This is a genomic window from Thiomicrorhabdus marina (assembly GCF_017571465.1).
GTDB lineage: Bacteria > Pseudomonadota > Gammaproteobacteria > Thiomicrospirales > Thiomicrospiraceae > Thiomicrorhabdus > Thiomicrorhabdus marina.
Window position 1 is genome coordinate 1 of record NZ_JAGETV010000018.1, and the last position, 16,262, is coordinate 16,262.

18 protein-coding genes, 1 tRNA gene and 1 riboswitch are annotated in these 16,262 nt (G+C 43.8%); of the genes, 11 read left to right on the top strand and 8 right to left on the bottom strand.

Translation table 11 applies throughout. From position 1 onward, the window contains the following. Positions 1-238: 238 nt before the first annotated feature. Positions 239-886, bottom strand: a complete 648-nt coding sequence (locus J3998_RS09450; protein ID WP_208150418.1) for a protein-L-isoaspartate O-methyltransferase family protein — start codon at positions 884-886, stop codon at positions 239-241. A 194-nt stretch (positions 887-1,080) separates the two neighbouring features. Between J3998_RS09450 and J3998_RS09455 the strand changes: the two genes are divergently transcribed. Next, positions 1,081-2,028 carry a hypothetical protein gene (locus J3998_RS09455; RefSeq protein ID WP_208150419.1) on the top strand — a complete coding sequence of 316 codons (948 nt, stop codon included), beginning with the start codon at positions 1,081-1,083 and terminating at the stop codon, positions 2,026-2,028. Here the strand turns inward: J3998_RS09455 and pnuC are convergent. From pnuC to J3998_RS09475, 4 genes are read right to left on the bottom strand one after another with little or no spacing between them, the layout of a single operon-like run. After that, the gene (gene pnuC / locus J3998_RS09460; RefSeq protein ID WP_341829263.1) at positions 2,018-2,665 is read right to left on the bottom strand and encodes a nicotinamide riboside transporter PnuC; all 648 of its coding nucleotides are present in this window, start codon (positions 2,663-2,665) and stop codon (positions 2,018-2,020) included. The two genes, J3998_RS09455 and pnuC, sit on opposite strands and share 11 nt — an antisense overlap. Beyond that, entirely contained in the window at positions 2,652-2,921 is a 270-nt protein-coding gene (locus J3998_RS09465) for a YkoF family thiamine/hydroxymethylpyrimidine-binding protein (protein ID WP_208150420.1), read from the bottom strand. The genes pnuC and J3998_RS09465 overlap by 14 nt, the downstream gene beginning before the upstream one ends. Positions 2,922-2,934: 13 nt before the next feature. Further along, positions 2,935-3,564: a class I SAM-dependent methyltransferase gene (locus J3998_RS09470; RefSeq protein ID WP_208150421.1), complete on the bottom strand. Its 630-nt coding sequence runs from the start codon at positions 3,562-3,564 to the stop codon at positions 2,935-2,937. 53 nt (positions 3,565-3,617) lie between these two features. Further along, the gene (locus J3998_RS09475; protein WP_208150422.1) at positions 3,618-5,687 is read right to left on the bottom strand and encodes a TonB-dependent receptor; all 2,070 of its coding nucleotides are present in this window, start codon (positions 5,685-5,687) and stop codon (positions 3,618-3,620) included. A 90-nt stretch (positions 5,688-5,777) separates the two neighbouring features. Then, positions 5,778-5,884: riboswitch (TPP riboswitch) on the bottom strand. A 231-nt stretch (positions 5,885-6,115) separates the two neighbouring features. On the opposite strand from J3998_RS09475, the gene J3998_RS09480 reads away from it, so the two are divergent. The 10 genes from J3998_RS09480 to J3998_RS09525 all read left to right on the top strand — a co-directional run bounded on the left by J3998_RS09480 (position 6,116) and on the right by J3998_RS09525 (position 14,928). After that, positions 6,116-6,997 (top strand): HDOD domain-containing protein, encoded by an 882-nt coding sequence (locus J3998_RS09480; RefSeq protein ID WP_208150423.1) that lies wholly within the window; start codon positions 6,116-6,118, stop codon positions 6,995-6,997. A 153-nt stretch (positions 6,998-7,150) separates the two neighbouring features. Further along, positions 7,151-9,094, top strand: a complete 1,944-nt coding sequence (thrS, locus tag J3998_RS09485; RefSeq protein WP_208150424.1) for a threonine--tRNA ligase — start codon at positions 7,151-7,153, stop codon at positions 9,092-9,094. 33 nt (positions 9,095-9,127) lie between these two features. Then, positions 9,128-9,676, top strand: a complete 549-nt coding sequence (gene infC, locus J3998_RS09490) for a translation initiation factor IF-3 (RefSeq protein ID WP_208150458.1) — start codon at positions 9,128-9,130, stop codon at positions 9,674-9,676. Between the two features lie 168 nt (positions 9,677-9,844). Continuing rightward, positions 9,845-10,042 (top strand): 50S ribosomal protein L35, encoded by a 198-nt coding sequence (gene rpmI / locus J3998_RS09495; RefSeq protein ID WP_208150425.1) that lies wholly within the window; start codon positions 9,845-9,847, stop codon positions 10,040-10,042. A 16-nt stretch (positions 10,043-10,058) separates the two neighbouring features. After that, the gene (gene rplT, locus J3998_RS09500; protein WP_208150426.1) at positions 10,059-10,415 is read left to right on the top strand and encodes a 50S ribosomal protein L20; all 357 of its coding nucleotides are present in this window, start codon (positions 10,059-10,061) and stop codon (positions 10,413-10,415) included. A gap of 206 nt (positions 10,416-10,621) precedes the next feature. Beyond that, entirely contained in the window at positions 10,622-11,620 is a 999-nt protein-coding gene (pheS, locus tag J3998_RS09505) for a phenylalanine--tRNA ligase subunit alpha (RefSeq protein WP_208150427.1), read from the top strand. A gap of 41 nt (positions 11,621-11,661) precedes the next feature. Continuing rightward, positions 11,662-14,049 carry a phenylalanine--tRNA ligase subunit beta gene (pheT, locus tag J3998_RS09510; protein WP_208150428.1) on the top strand — a complete coding sequence of 796 codons (2,388 nt, stop codon included), beginning with the start codon at positions 11,662-11,664 and terminating at the stop codon, positions 14,047-14,049. A 32-nt stretch (positions 14,050-14,081) separates the two neighbouring features. Beyond that, positions 14,082-14,396, top strand: coding sequence for an integration host factor subunit alpha (locus tag J3998_RS09515; protein ID WP_208150429.1), 315 nt, complete (start codon positions 14,082-14,084; stop codon positions 14,394-14,396). Next, complete coding sequence (locus J3998_RS09520; RefSeq protein WP_208150430.1) at positions 14,383-14,829, top strand: MerR family transcriptional regulator; 447 nt, start codon at positions 14,383-14,385, stop codon at positions 14,827-14,829. The genes J3998_RS09515 and J3998_RS09520 overlap by 14 nt, the downstream gene beginning before the upstream one ends. 22 nt (positions 14,830-14,851) lie before the next feature. Next, positions 14,852-14,928, top strand: a tRNA-Pro gene (locus J3998_RS09525). A gap of 110 nt (positions 14,929-15,038) precedes the next feature. Here J3998_RS09525 and J3998_RS09530 read toward each other — a convergent pair. The 3 genes from J3998_RS09530 to J3998_RS09540 all read right to left on the bottom strand — a co-directional run bounded on the left by J3998_RS09530 (position 15,039) and on the right by J3998_RS09540 (position 16,256). Continuing rightward, entirely contained in the window at positions 15,039-15,449 is a 411-nt protein-coding gene (locus J3998_RS09530; RefSeq protein WP_208150431.1) for a hypothetical protein, read from the bottom strand. Positions 15,450-15,562: 113 nt separating this feature from the next. Then, on the bottom strand, positions 15,563-15,781 hold the full coding sequence (locus J3998_RS09535; RefSeq protein WP_208150432.1) for a hypothetical protein: 219 nt from the start codon (positions 15,779-15,781) through the stop codon (positions 15,563-15,565). Between the two features lie 247 nt (positions 15,782-16,028). Next, a complete protein-coding gene (locus J3998_RS09540; protein ID WP_208150433.1) occupies positions 16,029-16,256 on the bottom strand; it encodes a hypothetical protein in 228 nt (75 codons plus the stop codon). Between the last annotated feature and the right edge of the window lie 6 nt (positions 16,257-16,262).

A 16,262-nucleotide genomic window follows, 5' to 3' on the forward strand; every position in this document is an offset into this window, starting at 1 on the left:
TCAGCGAGGAGTTTGAAGAGATAAATTCTAGGCAGCGTTTGATAAGCATAGCCTTTGCTATGGTTGAGAGCGCTAACAACGAAGTTACTCTTCAATACCTCGCCCACAGGGGCTTTGTAAAATTTGTCTAGGCGGTGTTTATCTGTTTTTGCCAGGTCTAGACATGACTGCAAACAGATGCCTTGCTTAGCCTAAATTTTACTTTGCCTGAAGCCATTTGGACTTGTTCTGCGTTTCCTTAGAAAGAAAATACCGACTTCTTCTCGCTATTGGTTAAATATGCCATATCGGTTTCAAATAGTACTTCAGTATTGTATTGAGTTTGGCTGACACGAGTAATGACATCCGCGTTCATTGCCGGAGATTCGCCATGGATAACCGCTAGACGACCACCGATGTTAAGCTTGTCCAGATAGGCTTGCGGGATTTCGGCTACGGCACCGGTCAAAACGATAACATCGTAGTTTTTATTGTCTGCCCAATCTTGGCTGGCATCGCCGATGTGGTAGTTGATGTTGGCAAATTCTTTTAGGCGTTCTTGCGCTGTTTCTTGAATCGATTTATGTAGTTCAACCGTGGTCACTTCTTTGGCCAGAGAGGCCAGTAGCGCAGTAAAGTAACCGCTACCGGTACCGATTTCTAAAACCGTATCGTTATCTTGAAGTTCGACGGCTTGTAGAATTTTTCCTTCAACCTTCGGCGCCATCATTACTTCGCCTTCACCAATTGGAAGTTCAATATCTGTATAAGCCAGTGCTTGTTGCGATTCGCTAACATACAGGTGGCGAGGAGTGTCCATCAAAAGATCAAGAACTTTAGGGTCCAGCACATCCCAAGGGCGGATTTGTTGTTCAACCATAAAAAAACGGGCTTGATCTAAATTCATAAGATAGTCCTTTCATTGTATTGACGGTGGTGTTGTAGCTCTAAAACGGATTTTATTGGCACCGCACCGGAAAATTTAGCCGGCTGATTATAGCGGAAAATTCGATTTTTATAAAATTTATCAATTGCCTAAAACAAAATCAGAACGTGCAAGTTTTGCTAGACTTAGCCAAACTCCATGGATTTGAATCAAAGATGTCTTCAATTAGTTCCGATTATTCACTGTTAAGGTTACAGAGCCTGTTTCAGACTGACGGCAATGATTTTCTTTCTGCTTTCAGTTCTGCGCAGCATCTGAGCACGCCTTTTGCCGACAGTACGCACCGGATTTGGGCACTGTGCGGCGAACAGCAACAAGCGGTGTTGAAAGTAGCGGATTTAGAGAGCGTTTCTGCACAGGTGTTCTGGCAAGGTATGCGCGACTTATTTGCTTGGGATTTAGTCGGAAGTTATACGCATTTAACTGAAATATATCGTTTTTTTTCATCATTGGATGGCGTCACGGTTCCAATATTAGGCGGCACCTGTTTTAGTCTGCAAGGAAAACATGCAGCGCTTTTGACCGAGTTTATTGATGGGCAGGCACTTGATATTCAGTCGGTTGACATTGGAGACTGCCAAAATTTAGCCAGATATTTAATGGTAATGCATCAACAAAAGCACACAAAGGTTGGAGTACTCGGAGGATCGAAAACTCTGAATCTGCAGCAATTTCGTCAGAGAATTCTGAGTTTTTTAGAGAGGAGTCCTCGTCTGAAAACCTTGTCTTCCAATGAGTTGAGTTCTTTAATTGAGGCCGCGAATCATTTTCAAACATCCGCTTTGGTTTCAATGGTTTTGGATTTGCGCTGGGATCAATTTATGAAACGGAAAAATAATGAATTGGTTTTGCTGGATATTGACGCTGCCATTTCCGCGCCAGTCGAAATGGATTGGTTAATGTTAGAAGCCGTCTTCCCAAAAACTCACCTAAGGGCATTGGTTTGTGAATATAAGCAACATATGACGTTGCCAAATAAAGCAATGTTGCGAGAAGTACGCGAGTTGTATCGTGCACTGTTCTGCGGATTAGGACTGTTGGGTGAGCAGGAATGGGCGTGGTGGCGAGACTTGCCACCACACCTTGATGAACTTATCGATTAGCCTCAGTTTTGTTAATCAGTTTTTGCCATTCACGGAAGCCGTATACGGCGAGAATCAGATACAAGCTGAACATCATAATGGTTACATAGAAGCCGCTTTCCCAGTATAGATAGATTGCCGCCGCGTCGATGACAATCCAGTACAACCAGTTTTCTAACACTTTGCGCGCCATTAAAACCGTATTCATCACCGAGAAAACGGTGACAGTTGCGTCCAGATATGGCATTTGACTGGCTTCGGTCGCGTTCAAATACCAACCAATCAATCCACTTAACCCAAAGCCAATACCGATAAACAGTAAGTGAAAGTTAACACTACGACGGTGTATCGAAACATGAGTTGTCGTTTGTTCTTGGATTTTGAACTGTTCGGACTGATTCCACAGCCAGAAACCGTACACAGCCATCACTAGATAGTAAGCGTTGAGCAGGGCTTGCATCGGCAGTTGGCCTTCCCAAAACAGTACCGTATAGATAAGTGTGCTAAAAAATGCACTCGGCCACGCCCATTTGTTGTTTTTCGCCGCCAAAATAACATAAGCGATGCCGAGGAAAACCGCCAACCACTCCCAGCCGGACTGAGCCAGTAATGCGTCAAATGCCTGCATTAGCCAGTGGCTATTCTCATTCGCAACCACGGTAATTTACCTTTTCGCGGTCAGTGCCAATAAGCTTGATGACAAAAACCGTGGTTGGCAGTTTTTCTAATACCTGTTCGATTTCAGAACTCATTGCTCTCATTACGTCGGCAAATTCGCCGTAAATATGGGTGCTCATGCTATTGCGTTGTACCGAGACCTTAGGTTGTTCCTCCATTGCTTCGATAAAATCGATAATGGGTTGGCAGTAATCTTCGTTAAGAGGGTACATGCTGATATCGACGGAAATTTTCATTTTTCATTCCTTGTTAAATTTTGTTTGCTTTGATGACGATAAAAGCACCGCGGTCATGGCCTTCTAAAATGTCACTGGTTTTTTGCTGTTCAGTTTCCGGCAGAGCCGTTTGCACTGATGTGAAATTCCCGAAACCGGCTTGGCTTAAGAAATCGGTGATTTCTGAATAGTTGTAAAAAGTCGCATCTTGGTAGAAAGGGCTTTCATGCTTATGCTTTTCATATTGCTGCCCAAGTTCAGAATCGCGCTCCAAAAACGCGACTAAGATACTGCCGTCATGTTTGGTCACTCGATAAGCTTCTTGGTATGCCTTTAAAGGGTTATCCAAAAAACAGGTTGAGGTAATAAAAACGGCAAAATCAAAAGTGCTATCTTTAACTGGCAGACACTCCGCTGTTCCATTCAGCATCTCGATATTACGCTCGCGTTTAGCTCGCGCACGCATCGCCGAGGCAGGCTCAACGCCCGTATCAATTGCCAATGGCGCAGTAAAACGACCGCTACCGGCTCCGACTTCAATCCCTTTGCCTTGCGGCAACAGACGCTTTATTGCATTAATCTCAGCTTGATAAATTTCCGGGTTTTCATCAAACCATTGATCGTATTCTGCAGCGTGTGCTTCATAACCTTGAGTTTTGGGCATTTATCTTTTCCTATTAATGGAAAAGGCCCTCGAAAGGACCTTTAAGCTGTTGATTAATAATCCCAGGAAATGGTCAAGCCAACTGTTCTTGGCCCACCTTTTTGTGTGTAAAGATTATCTGCATAATTAGTTCTAGGGTCGATCCCAAAGTAGAAACCACGAGTGTCATACTCGGTGTTGGTTAGGTTTCTTGCCCATAGCGTAAATACCCAGTCGCCAGTGGTATATGCGAGGCTGGTATTAACTAAATAAAAAGACTCTGATTGTAAATCATGGCTGTTCGAGAAATAGAATGCGTCTTTACCTTCAATATTGGCACTTAGAGTCCAGTTTTGCGCAAAGTAGTATTCACCGCCAAGAGAGAATTGGTAGCTTGGTGCATGCGCTTGTTCACGACCGTCTAGAGAAATGGTATTGGTTGTGTCATTTGGATCTACATAGGTGTAATCGGTAAAAGTTGCATGCAATAGACCTAGCGAGCCGATGACATTTAATCGTCGGTTAACATTCCAGTCAGCTTCCAACTCTAGCCCATAATGTTCGCCTTTTGCAGCGTTGTCTAGATAAATTGTAAAGTCTGGAGAACCTTCCTGTTGTGTTGAACTGTTCACCTGTTGATCTTTACGCAAGCTGTAGAATGCGGTCAGGCGCGTTTTTAGCTTATTGTTCAAGAAGCTTGAGTTAACCCCTGCTTCAAGGTTCCATAGATATTCGGTATCAAAGGCAATTTTATCTTCTGGCAAGGTCGCGTCATCATTTACTCCACCGGCTTTGTAGCCACGAGAAAGGCTAGTAAAGGCTCGGTGTTGAGCGGAAACTTGGTGTTCAAGTCCTAGCTTGCCACCAAATAAGATTTCATCAGTATTCTCTGAGAATCCGTATGAATTGGCGTAATCGGCAGTAAATTGTTCTGTACGAAGGCCGGCAGTGATTAAGGTACGCTTATTAAGGTGATAATCCAGCTGGCCGTAAATGGCGCTGTTGGTTGTGTCATAAGAACTGTTCATCTCGCCGCTATCGACATACGGATAGACTCTGTGCAGGCTTTCGCTTTGTTGTAAGTGATAAACGCCGGCAACCCAATCAGTGCTGTTGTTAAAAATTCTGCCTTGCTCGGAAGATAGCCAGCGCAAGTCTACAGAATAGTTCTCTCGATTACGGTAGTAGTTGTCTTTAGCACTATAGCCACCATTATATTGACCGTCATAAGTCCAATCATCGTCGTAACTGTAAAGTAAATCTGAATTTGAATAGGTCAATTTACTCTGCATTGATACGGCTTCGTCGATTTTCCAGTCGGTGCTAATAGCTAAAGCATCCGACTTTATAGAATCTGTACCTGGTTCGTCAGTTGAGGTTGTGTAGTCATTTTCAAAACTGAAAGCATCATAGCCATTGTCTATATCTAAATGCATTGCCGTAAAATCGACGGTAAGACTGTCGTTAACAAGCCATTTGATTTGTGCCCGAGAAGTCAGTTCATCAATGTTTTGGGTATCGTCTCTATCTAAATAGGTGTTGGTCATGTAACCATTAGCCGTATTTTTATAAACAGAGAAACGTCCGAGTACGTTCTCGGTGATAGGGCCACCGACCGCAACACCGGCACCTTGCAATCCATCCGTACCTAGAGTGTGCTCTACATGTGCTTCCAGTTCTTCAGTCGGTTGATTGCTTTGGATATTAATCATCCCTGCTAATGCACTGGCACCGAAACGGGTTCCTTGCGGGCCGCGTAAAACTTCAACTTGCTGTACGTCGAATAGGGTACCTGCAGCGCCGCTTCGGCTGTAATCAATACCGTCAATCGTTAAACCCACCGATGGGTTTAAAGGGGTGTTGTACTGGCTTCTTTCGCCAATGCCACGAATTTGGAAATATTTGTTACGTGATGCACCGCCGGCTGAATTAACATTGGGGGTAAGGTTGATAATGTTTTCTAAATGTTGAGCGCCGCGTTTTTCCATTTCAATCGGGTCGACAACACTCACTGCTGCTGAGGTCTGCTCTAAAGAGGCTCCACGAAAATCGGCATTAACGGTAACGGTATCAAGTTCGGTGGTTGCGTTTGCGGTGCTACTGATTGTAGCGAGCAGTGCGGTGAGGAGATGTTTTCTCTGCATGGTTTTTCCTTACACTATGCCAAGCTGATCAAAGGCACCTGAGAAAAGGTAAGGAAAAACAACGGGTAGATTGCTCTCTAAATTGAGGGTAATCGAATGTTTTGCCATCCCTACGCCAGTATTATCTGGATCAGGTGCTTAGGGTCTTTCATTTTGAAATCTCAGGCCGAAATAAACGGCCGCCCCTTGGCATGATTTAAATTAATTAAATGTTAAACTGTTGATATTTGGAAGGGATTCTACTCTCTAATATGCCAGAATAAAAATTTACTAAAGCGTTGTGCAGAAAAATATCTGAATTCGGGTCGAATGGGGTGTTTTACATCGACTTTACTTGCGAAAAACTGATTTTCGTGGGAACTGCTTTGATATGATTTGCATTAAATTTCATTCATTCCTTTCCCTGTGATTACTTTTTAGAGGTTCCCTTGTCAGAAGCCAGTGTTACTAAAGAGATAGTTGAGCGTCTTGCCGAACTTGGCGACCTTCCTCATATCCCGGACGCTTTGATTAGATTGGAAAAACTACTTTCCGACGATTCCAATGCAGATATTGATGAAATAGTGAATTTAATCGCAATGGATTCGCGTTTGACTGCTGGAATTATCTTTATGGCGAATACGGCTAAATATTCGTTAGGAACGCAAATCAATGATCTGTTTGAAGCCGTTATTCGTATCGGCTTGCAAGACGTGCGTATGTTGGCTTATGCCATTAGTTATCAACAGTCGTTCAAGCGTAAACCGCCATTTAGTGAAGAGCGTTTCATGCAACAAGCAATGCTGAGCGCTTTGATTGGTCAGAATTTAGCTGAAGTTTGTCATTTGAACGAAGGGGAAGCTTTTCTTGCAGGGCTTTTGCGTGATATCGGCGTCTATCTACTGGCGTTAGAGAGTCGAGACAAATACCAGGAAGTTCTTACTAAAGTCGATTTTAATATTCTTAAACTCCCCGTTCATGAAAACAAAGCGTTTGGAACCTACCATGCTTTAATGAGTGCTCGTCTTTTACAGCTTTGGAATTTCTCGCAAGAAGTGATTATGGGGGTGGCTTACCACCACATTCCAGACAAGGTGAAAGGCGGTTTTTCGTCTTATGCATATTTGACGTATCTAACTGAAATCGGCGCTTTCAAATTGGGTGTCGATAACGGTATCGGCGAAATTCCGCCGGAATATTGGCCGAAGGTCGAAGAAAAAATGAATGTGGCTTTGGAAAAGTTAAAAGTTACTCCCGAGCATTTTCAGTCCGTTCTTGAAAAGTCCTTTGCCGAATTTAACCATCTCAGCCCAATTGACTCGGACAATTAATTTCATTTAAGAGTGTCGTTACAATCAGCGACACTTTCCTCTCCTCTCTTTTTAAAAGTACTTCTTTGTACAAATATTTTTTCTAGTACTCCAGAAAATGCTAATATTGTCTGTTTTCAATTTAAACGCATAATTTTAAAAGAGATTACCTTTATGCCAATCATCACTTTACCTGACGGGTCTACTAGAGAATTTGAGCAAGCAGTTTCTGTTATGCAGGTTGCCGAAAGCATCGGTACCGGTTTAGCAAAAGCAACAGTGGCGGGGCGTGTAAACGGTACCCTGAAAGACGCCAGTGATTTAATCACCGAAGATGCAGCGCTTGAAATCGTGACCATGAAAGATGATGACGGTGTTCATATTATGCGTCACTCTTGTGCGCACCTTATGGGGCATGCGCTAAAGCAGCTTTATCCGGATGTCAAAATGGCAATCGGTCCGGTTATCGATAACGGTTTTTATTATGACATCGATATGGAATACAAAATCACGCCGGAAGATTTGAAAAAAATCGAAAAGCGCATGAATGAGCTGGCGAAAACCAAATACCCTGTAATCAAGAAAATGCTACCGCGTGCAGAAGCAATCAAGACTTTTGAAGAGCGTGGCGAAGAGTACAAGTTGGAATTGATTCGTGACCTGCCGGACGAAACCGACTTTGGTTTCTACTTCCATGAAGAATACGTTGATATGTGTGTTGGTCCGCACGTACCAAATATGGCGTTCACTAAAGCGTTTAAATTGACTCACGTTGCCGGTGCATACTGGCGCGGTAATTCAGACAATAAAATGTTACAGCGTATCTATGGTGTGGCATTCCCAGACAAGCAGTCGCTAAAAGACTACTTGAAAATGATGGAAGAAGCGGAAAAACGTGATCACCGTAAACTGGGTAAAACGCTGGATTTATTCCATGTTGATGAAGTGGCTCCAGGGATGGCGTACTGGCATCCAAAAGGCTACAAGCTATACCGCATTGTTGAAGAATATATGCGTGGTCAGTTGGTGGCTAACGATTACGACGAGATTCGCACGCCTTTTATTATGGATCGTTCACTTTGGGAAAAATCGGGGCACTGGGACAAGTTCAAAGAGAACATGTTTACCACTGAAACCGATAACCGCGATTACGCTGTAAAACCAATGAACTGCCCAGGGCATATTCAGGTTTATAACCAACACCTACGTTCTTACCGTGACTTGCCGGCGCGTATTGCCGAGTTTGGTACCGTTCACCGTAATGAGCCGTCTGGAACCTTGCACGGTTTGATGCGTGTTCGCTCATTTACTCAGGATGATGCGCACATCTTCTGTACCCCTGAACAAATCAAGTCAGAAGTTCAAGGTTGTATTGATCTGGTTTACGAAACTTACAATGATTTCGGTTTCGATAATATTGCGGTTAAATTCTCTACGCGTCCTGAGATGCGAGTCGGTTCTGACGAGGTTTGGGACCTTGCGGAAACCGCTTTGGAAGAAACGCTAAAAGACGCAGGTTTGGATTATGCTCTACAGCCGGGCGAAGGTGCGTTCTATGGACCGAAAATTGAATTCCAATTGAAAGACTGTATCGGTCGTGTTTGGCAATGTGGAACGATCCAGCTAGATTTCTCGATGACACAAGCAGAACGTCTAAACGCGGTTTATGTTGATTCGGATAATGAGAAAAAGCATCCGGTCATGATTCACCGTGCCATTTTAGGTTCGCTTGAGCGTTTCGTGGGTATTTTGGTAGAACACTATGAGGGTAAATTCCCGACTTGGCTGGCACCAACACAGGTGGTAATCGCATCAATTTCCGAAGTACACAATGATTATGTCCAAGATTTCGCGAAAAAACTGCAAAAACATGGCTTTAGAGTCGAAACAGACTTGAGAAATGAGAAAGTTGGGTTTAAAATTCGCGAGCACACAATGCAACGCGTGCCATATATCTTGGTCGTTGGTGACCAAGAGAAAGAGCAAGGTACTGTAAATGTACGTGCTCGTGGTGGAAACAACCTAGGTTCATTTGATTATGATCAGATGCTGAAATTGCTTTTAGATGATATTTCAAACCTTGGTCGTGTGGTGGAATCACCTGACACCCAAAACTAAATTTTTAAACAACTGGAGGATATTGCCATCGCAATTCGAAGAGGTCGCGGAAGACCGCAACAACCTGAAGCCCCTAAAGATAGAATTAACAAAGCGATTACTGCGAAAGAAGTTCGTCTGATTGGCGCTGAAGGTGAGCAAGTTGGAATCGTTTCAATCCAAGAAGCACTTGAAGCTGCACAGGAAGCAGGTTTAGATCTAGTCGAAATCACTGCGAAGGCAAGCCCGCCGGTTTGTAAAGTTATGGACTACGGCAAGTATTTGTATCAGCAGCAGAAAAAAGCGCATGAAGCAAAGAAAAAGCAGAAACAAGTCCAAGTTAAAGAAGTTAAGTTTCGCCCAGGAACTGAGGAGGGAGATTATCAGGTCAAGCTACGCAACCTGGTGAAATTCCTAGGTAAGGGAGATCGCGTCAAGGTAACCATCTGGTTCCGTGGTCGTGAAATCACTCACAAGGAACTGGGATTGAAGGTGTTGGAGCGCGTACGCGACGATATTCAGGACATCGGTACTGTTGAACAGATGCCGAAGATGGAAGGTCGTCAAATGCAAATGATGGTTGCTCCAATCAAAAAAGGCTAATTAGGTCACTAATTGAGTCAAACACAACAGCTGGGACGTTCCTGAATAGGGCGTTACCGGTGCAGCTCCCTCAGTGCTGTTTGTTGTTTCCACTGGCCTCGTAAGAGGCTAAAACTGAAATCAAGTAGGACTATTTATAGTTACTGCTTAAATGCGGAGTTTTATTTCATGCCAAAGATGAAATCTAACAGCAGCGCTCGTAAGCGCTTCAAAAAAACTGGCTCTGGCCGTTTTAAATGCAAACAGTCTCACCTTCGTCACATTCTGACTAAGAAGTCGACTAAGCGTAAACGTCACCTTCGTGCTGGCAGCATGATTCACGATAACGATGTGGCAATGGTTCGCCGCATGCTACCTTACGCTTAATTGGGAGATTTAAAGCATGGCAAGAGTTAAAAGAGGCGTAATCGCACGCCGTCGTCATAACAAAGTTCTTAAAGCTGCGAAAGGTTACTACGGTGCACGTCGCAAAGTTTTCCGCGTTGCTAAGCAAGCGGTAATCAAAGCGGGTCAATATGCATACCGTGACCGTCGTCAGCGTAAACGTCAATTCCGTCGTCTATGGATCGCGCGTATCAACGCAGCGGCTCGTATGAACGGAATGACTTATAGCCGTTTCATCAACGGTGTTGCTAAGGCTGGTATCCAAGTTGACCGTAAGGTTCTTGCGGATATCGCTGTTCATGACGCAGCAGCGTTTGCAGCAATTGCTGAAAAAGCAAAAGCGGCTTTAGCGTAAGCGCATTCTTAACCGTTTAGGCGGTTATCCTAAATAGGGGGCTTAGGTCCCCTATTTTTTTCTTTTCCGATTGCCCTTTTATGAGGGGTTATAAAGTTTTTATAAAAGAGAAGATTGATCTGGTTTTGCCTGAAAAAGCAGGGCGTTTTCGGATATAATCCTTTGTTTTATAAAGAATTTTAAGCTGTTTTAGGATTTAAGGACCCATGCAAGAAGAATTGCAAAGCATTATCGCTGAAGCCAAAGAAGCGATTAAAGATGTTCAAGATCTAGGTAAACTCGACGAACTGCGCGTGCAGTTCCTTGGTAAGAAAGGCGCGCTGACCGGCATGATGAAAATGCTCGGTAAACTATCAGCCGAAGAACGTCCTAAAGCGGGGCAAGTGATTAACGAAGCCAAGCAAACTGTTCAATCACTGCTTAACGAGAAAAAACGCCAGCTAGATGACGCTAAGCTAGCGCAAAAATTGGCTGAAGAAACCATTGATGTTACTTTGCCGGGTCGCGGTGTTGATGTCGGTTCTCTACATCCGGTAACGCGTACGTTAAGTCGTATTGAAACCCTATTCTCGAAAGCAGGTTTCACCGTTGAAACCGGTCCGGAAATCGAAGACAATTGGCATAACTTTGAAGCGTTGAATATCCCGGAAACGCATCCGGCGCGTGCCATGCACGATACTTTCTATATCAACGAAAACACCGTTCTTCGTACCCACACTTCCGGTGTACAGATTCGTACTATGGAAAACAAACAGCCGCCTTTACGTATTATCGCGCCGGGTCGTGTATATCGTTGTGACTCTGACCAAACTCATACGCCGATGTTCCACCAAGTGGAAGGGCTGATTGTCGAGAAGAATGCCAGTTTTGCGCAACTTCGTAGCCTACTGATTCAATTCCTACGTGAATTCTTCGAAGACGAAAACCTACAAACCCGTTTCCGTCCGTCTTATTTCCCGTTTACTGAACCGTCAGCGGAAGTGGATATTTCGACAGACCTCTTCGGTGAAGGCCGTTGGTTGGAAGTGCTTGGTTGCGGCATGGTGCATCCAAAAGTATTGGAAAACGTTGGCATCAACCCAGACGAGTACACAGGCCTAGCATTTGGTTTGGGTGTCGAGCGTTTGGCAATGTTGCGTTACAACGTAAAAGACCTACGTCAGTTCTTTGAGAACGACATGCGTTTCCTACAACAATTTAAATAATTCTGCTGCAAGCGACTAAACAATAAAGGCACTGATCAAAAATGAAATTTAGTGAGAATTGGTTACGTCAATGGACCAACCCGGAATGGAATGCTAACGAGCTAGCTGAAGAGTTAAGCTTAGCTGGTTTGGAAGTTGATGATGTAGAACCGGTAGCAGGTGAGTTTACCAATGTGGTTGTTGGTCACGTTGTATCGATGGAAAAGCACCCAGACGCGGATAAACTGAACGTTACGCAAGTTAATGTTGGCGAAGAAGAATTAGTACAAATCGTATGTGGTGCGAAAAACGTTCAACCAGGGCAAAAAGTTTGCTGTGCAATGGTTGGAGCAAAGCTACCGGGCGACTTCAAAATCAAAAAAGCCAAGTTACGCGGCGTACCTTCAAACGGCATGTTGTGTGGTGCGACTGAAATCGGTCTGCCGGATGATGGTGTTGATGGTTTGCACCTACTGCCGGAAGACGCGCCGATCGGCATGGATGTTCGTGAATATTTAGAATTAAACGATATGTCGATTGATGTCGATTTGACGCCAAACCGCGCCGACTGTTTTAGCGTCATGGGTATTGCCCGTGATGTGAATGCCATCAGCGGTGCAGGTTTAACCGTTCCTTTTGAGGAAAAAGAAATGGCTGGCTCAACAGCGTGTTCTGTAGAAATTGATGTGCAAGAGCCGCAAGCTTGTCCTAAATATCTAGGTTGTATGGTTACCGGTTTTAACGCTAAAGCGGAAACGCCGCGTTGGATGAAACAGCGTCTTGAGCGCTCTGGTCTTCGTCCATTAAGTTTAACGGTTGATATCACTAACTATGTATTGTTGGAGATGGGTCAGCCGATGCACGCGTTTGACTCGGATAAGCTGCAAGGTGCAGTGCAAGTTCGTATGGCGCAAAACGGTGAAAAACTAACGACGCTAGATGAAAAAGAAGTGACGCTAAGCGACGATACGTTGGTTATTGCTGATGACTCCGGCGCGATTGCGCTGGCCGGTATTATGGGTGGTCTAAGCACGTCGGTGACTGATGAAACTACATCTATCTTCTTCGAGTGCGCACACTTTGCACCGTTAGCGATTACCGGTAAAGCCCGTAAATACGGTTTGCACACGGATTCGTCAATGCGTTTTGAGCGTGGTGTTGATCCTCAGCTACCAGAGCGTGCGCTAAACCGGGCGTTAAGTCTATTGCTTGAGATTGCCGGCGGTGAAGTCAGCGCTATCGATGCAAAAATTTCTGCGGAAAATATTCCTGCGCCAGCACAAATTACGTTGCGTGCGAAAACGGTTACCGACAAATTAGGTGTTGCTGTGTCTGCTGAGCAGATTGAAGATATCTTTACTAAGCTTGGCTTTGGGATTGAAGCGATAGATGGTGGTTGGTCTATGACAGCGCCGTCATACCGTTTTGATATGCAAATCGAGATGGATTTGGTGGAAGAAATCGGTCGTATCTACGGTTATAACAATCTACCGGAAGACCCAGTTCTTGCGCCAATTACTCTACGTGAACTACCGGAATCGGAACAAGAACTAATGGCGTTGAAAACGGCCTTGGTGCAAAACGGTTACAACGAAGTGGTGACCTACTCTTTTGTGGAAGAGAAAAAGCAGCAAGCGATTGCACCGGATTTGCCGTATGTTCTACTACAGAACCCAATTTCGGAAGACATGAAAGCAATGCGTACTACTCTGTTTCCAGGTCTTTTGCAGTCGATTGCCTATAACCAAAATCGTCAGCAAGGACGCGTTCGTATGTTCGAATCTGGTTTGGTTTTCTATAAAAACGACCAAGATGAGACCGGCGCAACCCAAGTGCCTATGTTAGCAGGCGCTATCGTTGGTCCGGTTGCCGCTTCAGGTTGGGATGAGAAACCGCGTAATGCAGATTTCTTCGACCTGAAAGGCGATGTAGAAACGTTATTACGTATGAGCCATCAGCTAGGTAAGATTCGTTTTGAAGCTTGTAACAATCCGGCTCTGCATCCCGGTCAGTCGGCATCGTTGATGAAAGACGGCAAAGAAGTGGGGATTATCGGTCAGTTGCATCCGCAATTGGTGAAAACCATGGGAGTCTCCGGCACGGTGTTTATGTTCCAAGTTCGTCAAGATGCTTTGCTGACAATGGAGATTCCAGCAGCAGAGAAAATATCTAAATTCCCTGAAGTACAGCGTGATTTGGCGTTTGTGGTAGAACAGTCTTTGCCGGTACAGCAACTATTGGATGCAGTGAATGTTGAGTCTGAAATTCTTCGTTCAGTCGATATTTTTGATATCTACCGTGGGCAAGGAATTGAACCGGATCAAAAGAGTGTTGCTTTGACCTTAAAGCTACAACACCAAGATCGTACTTTGGAAGATGCTGAAGTAGAAAGTTTAGTTGAGCAAATTTTGCAGTCGGCAAAATCTGCGGTGAACGCAGAATTGCGTTAATAAAAAAGAATAATTGATTAGGGGTACAAAGGATGTCTGTGGAAAAATCAGATACTTTAACCAAAGCGCAAATTGCGCAAGATCTATCAGATACATTCGGCTTTAACAAGCGTGAGTCTAAAGAGCTGGTCGAACAGTTCTATGAAGAAATCAGTGATGTATTGGTTTCGGGTGAGCAGATTAAATTATCCGGTTTCGGTAACTTTGAACTGCGTGATAAAGCGTCTCGTCCAGGCCGTAACCCGAGAACTGGTGAAGATGTTCCTATTTCGGCACGAAGAGTGGTAACATTTAAACCAGGTCAGAAATTACGCGCACAAATAGATAGTTTTGATGGCAACCACTAAAGCAAAATCGATCAATATTGACGCAATTCCAGCGAAGAAATACCTCACTATTGGTGAGGTATCGCGTTTTACCGGTATTAAAGACCATGTATTACGCTACTGGGAGCAGAATTTTGTTCAGTTAACGCCTTCTAAAAGAAGCGGACGACGTTATTACCAACGTGATGATGTCTTGTTGATTATTGAAATCAGCCGCCTCTTAAATGAAGAAGGGTTGACCATTGTCGGTGCGCAAAACCGCTTAAGCAAGCAGCAAAAAAATAAAGCGGATGTTGCTCCATCCTTCGAGCCTGTTCAGCAAACCATTGCCGAAGTTGATTCAGCCGCTCAGCCAAAAGTCGATTCCTCTCAGTTGCAACAAGCTCTGCAAATCGCAGAAGTGCTCCAGCAACAAATCAACGCCTTCCAAAAACACCTTAAAGAAAACTATTAGTTATCTAAACCTCATTCTTAATCGGAGTGTAGCGCAGTCTGGTAGCGCAGCAGTCTGGGGGACTGTTGGTCGTCGGTTCAAATCCGGCCTCTCCGACCAATCTATGTTTGCTTCCCGTTTTACCTCAATTTATTAAACATGCATTTTAATTAATTATTTTTTTGAGTTGGAATCGAAGCTCTATTTGGAGCTGACGAAGGGACTTGAGGTTACTTCCAATAACGTTTAATTAATTCGTGTGCATGCAGGCAGAAGAATTCTTTGCTCTGTTTACAGAGTACGCCTTTACTTGGATCGGGAAGTTCGGGAAATAGGCTGTAGAGAACTTGGGCCGGAATCATGTAATACAGGTCGGTAATTTCGTCGTAGCTGCGAAACTGCGCTTTCTGTAGATAAGGTTGTAAGCTTAGCGGAAAGGCTTCTTGTTGATAACTTCCTTCGGTTGCAGTCATTTCAAAAAGATAGCTGCCGCTGTAGAAAATTTCGACTTCTGGACAATTTGCATGTGATGTTTGCAGAACAAAGAAGTGTAGATATTGCTGTTCGGTATCCAGTAATAAACCAAGATAGGGTAATTGGTCGTCTTGACGCAGTAATTGGACGGCTTGCAGATAATTCATAAAAGTGAGTTTTATTTGCGGGCGAGCTTCTATTATAAACCCACACGACATAAAAAAATAAGCGCTATTGAGGCCGTCCAATAGCGCTTATTTGTATAGCGACTAGCAATAAATTATGAATTAATTGTGTAGGTCGTGCCGGAATTTTTACATTTAACAACCATCTGTTGTTTTAAGTCTGCCTTAAAAAGACTCACAGGCTTTAATCTCACTTCTCCACCAGCGTTATGAATGGCATCGTGTAGTTTTTGTGATTGCGGGTTTTCAATAAACCCGGAATGAATCTCATCAATAACAGAAAAATTTTGAATATCGTTTGTTGTTATTTTCATTGTCTATTCCATTGAGCGCTTCGAAGGAGGTTAATCCCTCAATAAATATGCGATATTTATCAAGAACTTTGGATAATAACCAACCAGAGTAAATGGTTATTTCAGGAACGGATTATAGAGGCTGAGAGAAAAAAATTCACTTGGTGAATTTACGTAGCAATAAGAGATAGTTTTTTCGGATGGGAAAATAAAAAAAACTCCCAAATCCATTTGAGAGTTATCTGCAGTTTGAGGATTGATGTTGAAATTAATCCCGTATAGTTCGATGGCGGTAACTTTCTGCAGCTAAATAACAACCTCCTGTTATTAGGGCAACTGACCATGCAATGATCAAACCTATAGAAATCAATGTAATGCCTTGTGTTAAGTCTTGCAAAATACTGACGTATAGGCCATAGCCAAACAGTAGTACAAAACCGATTGTGCCAAAAGCCTGTGTACAGCGACCTGTGAAGATAAGTAATTGCGGGCTCATGGTAGT

What these genes read in the sequence shown, in the direction of transcription:
- J3998_RS09540 (WP_208150433.1), bottom strand. Translation starts at nt 16,256, where the DNA reads ATGAGCCCGCAATTACTTATCTTCACAGGTCGCTGTACACAGGCTTTT.
- thrS (WP_208150424.1), top strand. Translation starts at nt 7,151, where the DNA reads ATGCCAATCATCACTTTACCTGACGGGTCTACTAGAGAATTTGAGCAA.
- J3998_RS09515 (WP_208150429.1), top strand. Translation starts at nt 14,082, where the DNA reads ATGTCTGTGGAAAAATCAGATACTTTAACCAAAGCGCAAATTGCGCAA.
- J3998_RS09520 (WP_208150430.1), top strand. Translation starts at nt 14,383, where the DNA reads ATGGCAACCACTAAAGCAAAATCGATCAATATTGACGCAATTCCAGCG.
- pheT (WP_208150428.1), top strand. Translation starts at nt 11,662, where the DNA reads ATGAAATTTAGTGAGAATTGGTTACGTCAATGGACCAACCCGGAATGG.
- J3998_RS09465 (WP_208150420.1), bottom strand. Translation starts at nt 2,921, where the DNA reads ATGAAAATTTCCGTCGATATCAGCATGTACCCTCTTAACGAAGATTAC.
- J3998_RS09530 (WP_208150431.1), bottom strand. Translation starts at nt 15,449, where the DNA reads ATGAATTATCTGCAAGCCGTCCAATTACTGCGTCAAGACGACCAATTA.
- J3998_RS09535 (WP_208150432.1), bottom strand. Translation starts at nt 15,781, where the DNA reads ATGAAAATAACAACAAACGATATTCAAAATTTTTCTGTTATTGATGAG.
- J3998_RS09470 (WP_208150421.1), bottom strand. Translation starts at nt 3,564, where the DNA reads ATGCCCAAAACTCAAGGTTATGAAGCACACGCTGCAGAATACGATCAA.
- pheS (WP_208150427.1), top strand. Translation starts at nt 10,622, where the DNA reads ATGCAAGAAGAATTGCAAAGCATTATCGCTGAAGCCAAAGAAGCGATT.
- J3998_RS09455 (WP_208150419.1), top strand. Translation starts at nt 1,081, where the DNA reads ATGTCTTCAATTAGTTCCGATTATTCACTGTTAAGGTTACAGAGCCTG.
- rplT (WP_208150426.1), top strand. Translation starts at nt 10,059, where the DNA reads ATGGCAAGAGTTAAAAGAGGCGTAATCGCACGCCGTCGTCATAACAAA.
- J3998_RS09450 (WP_208150418.1), bottom strand. Translation starts at nt 886, where the DNA reads ATGAATTTAGATCAAGCCCGTTTTTTTATGGTTGAACAACAAATCCGC.
- J3998_RS09475 (WP_208150422.1), bottom strand. Translation starts at nt 5,687, where the DNA reads ATGCAGAGAAAACATCTCCTCACCGCACTGCTCGCTACAATCAGTAGC.
- rpmI (WP_208150425.1), top strand. Translation starts at nt 9,845, where the DNA reads ATGCCAAAGATGAAATCTAACAGCAGCGCTCGTAAGCGCTTCAAAAAA.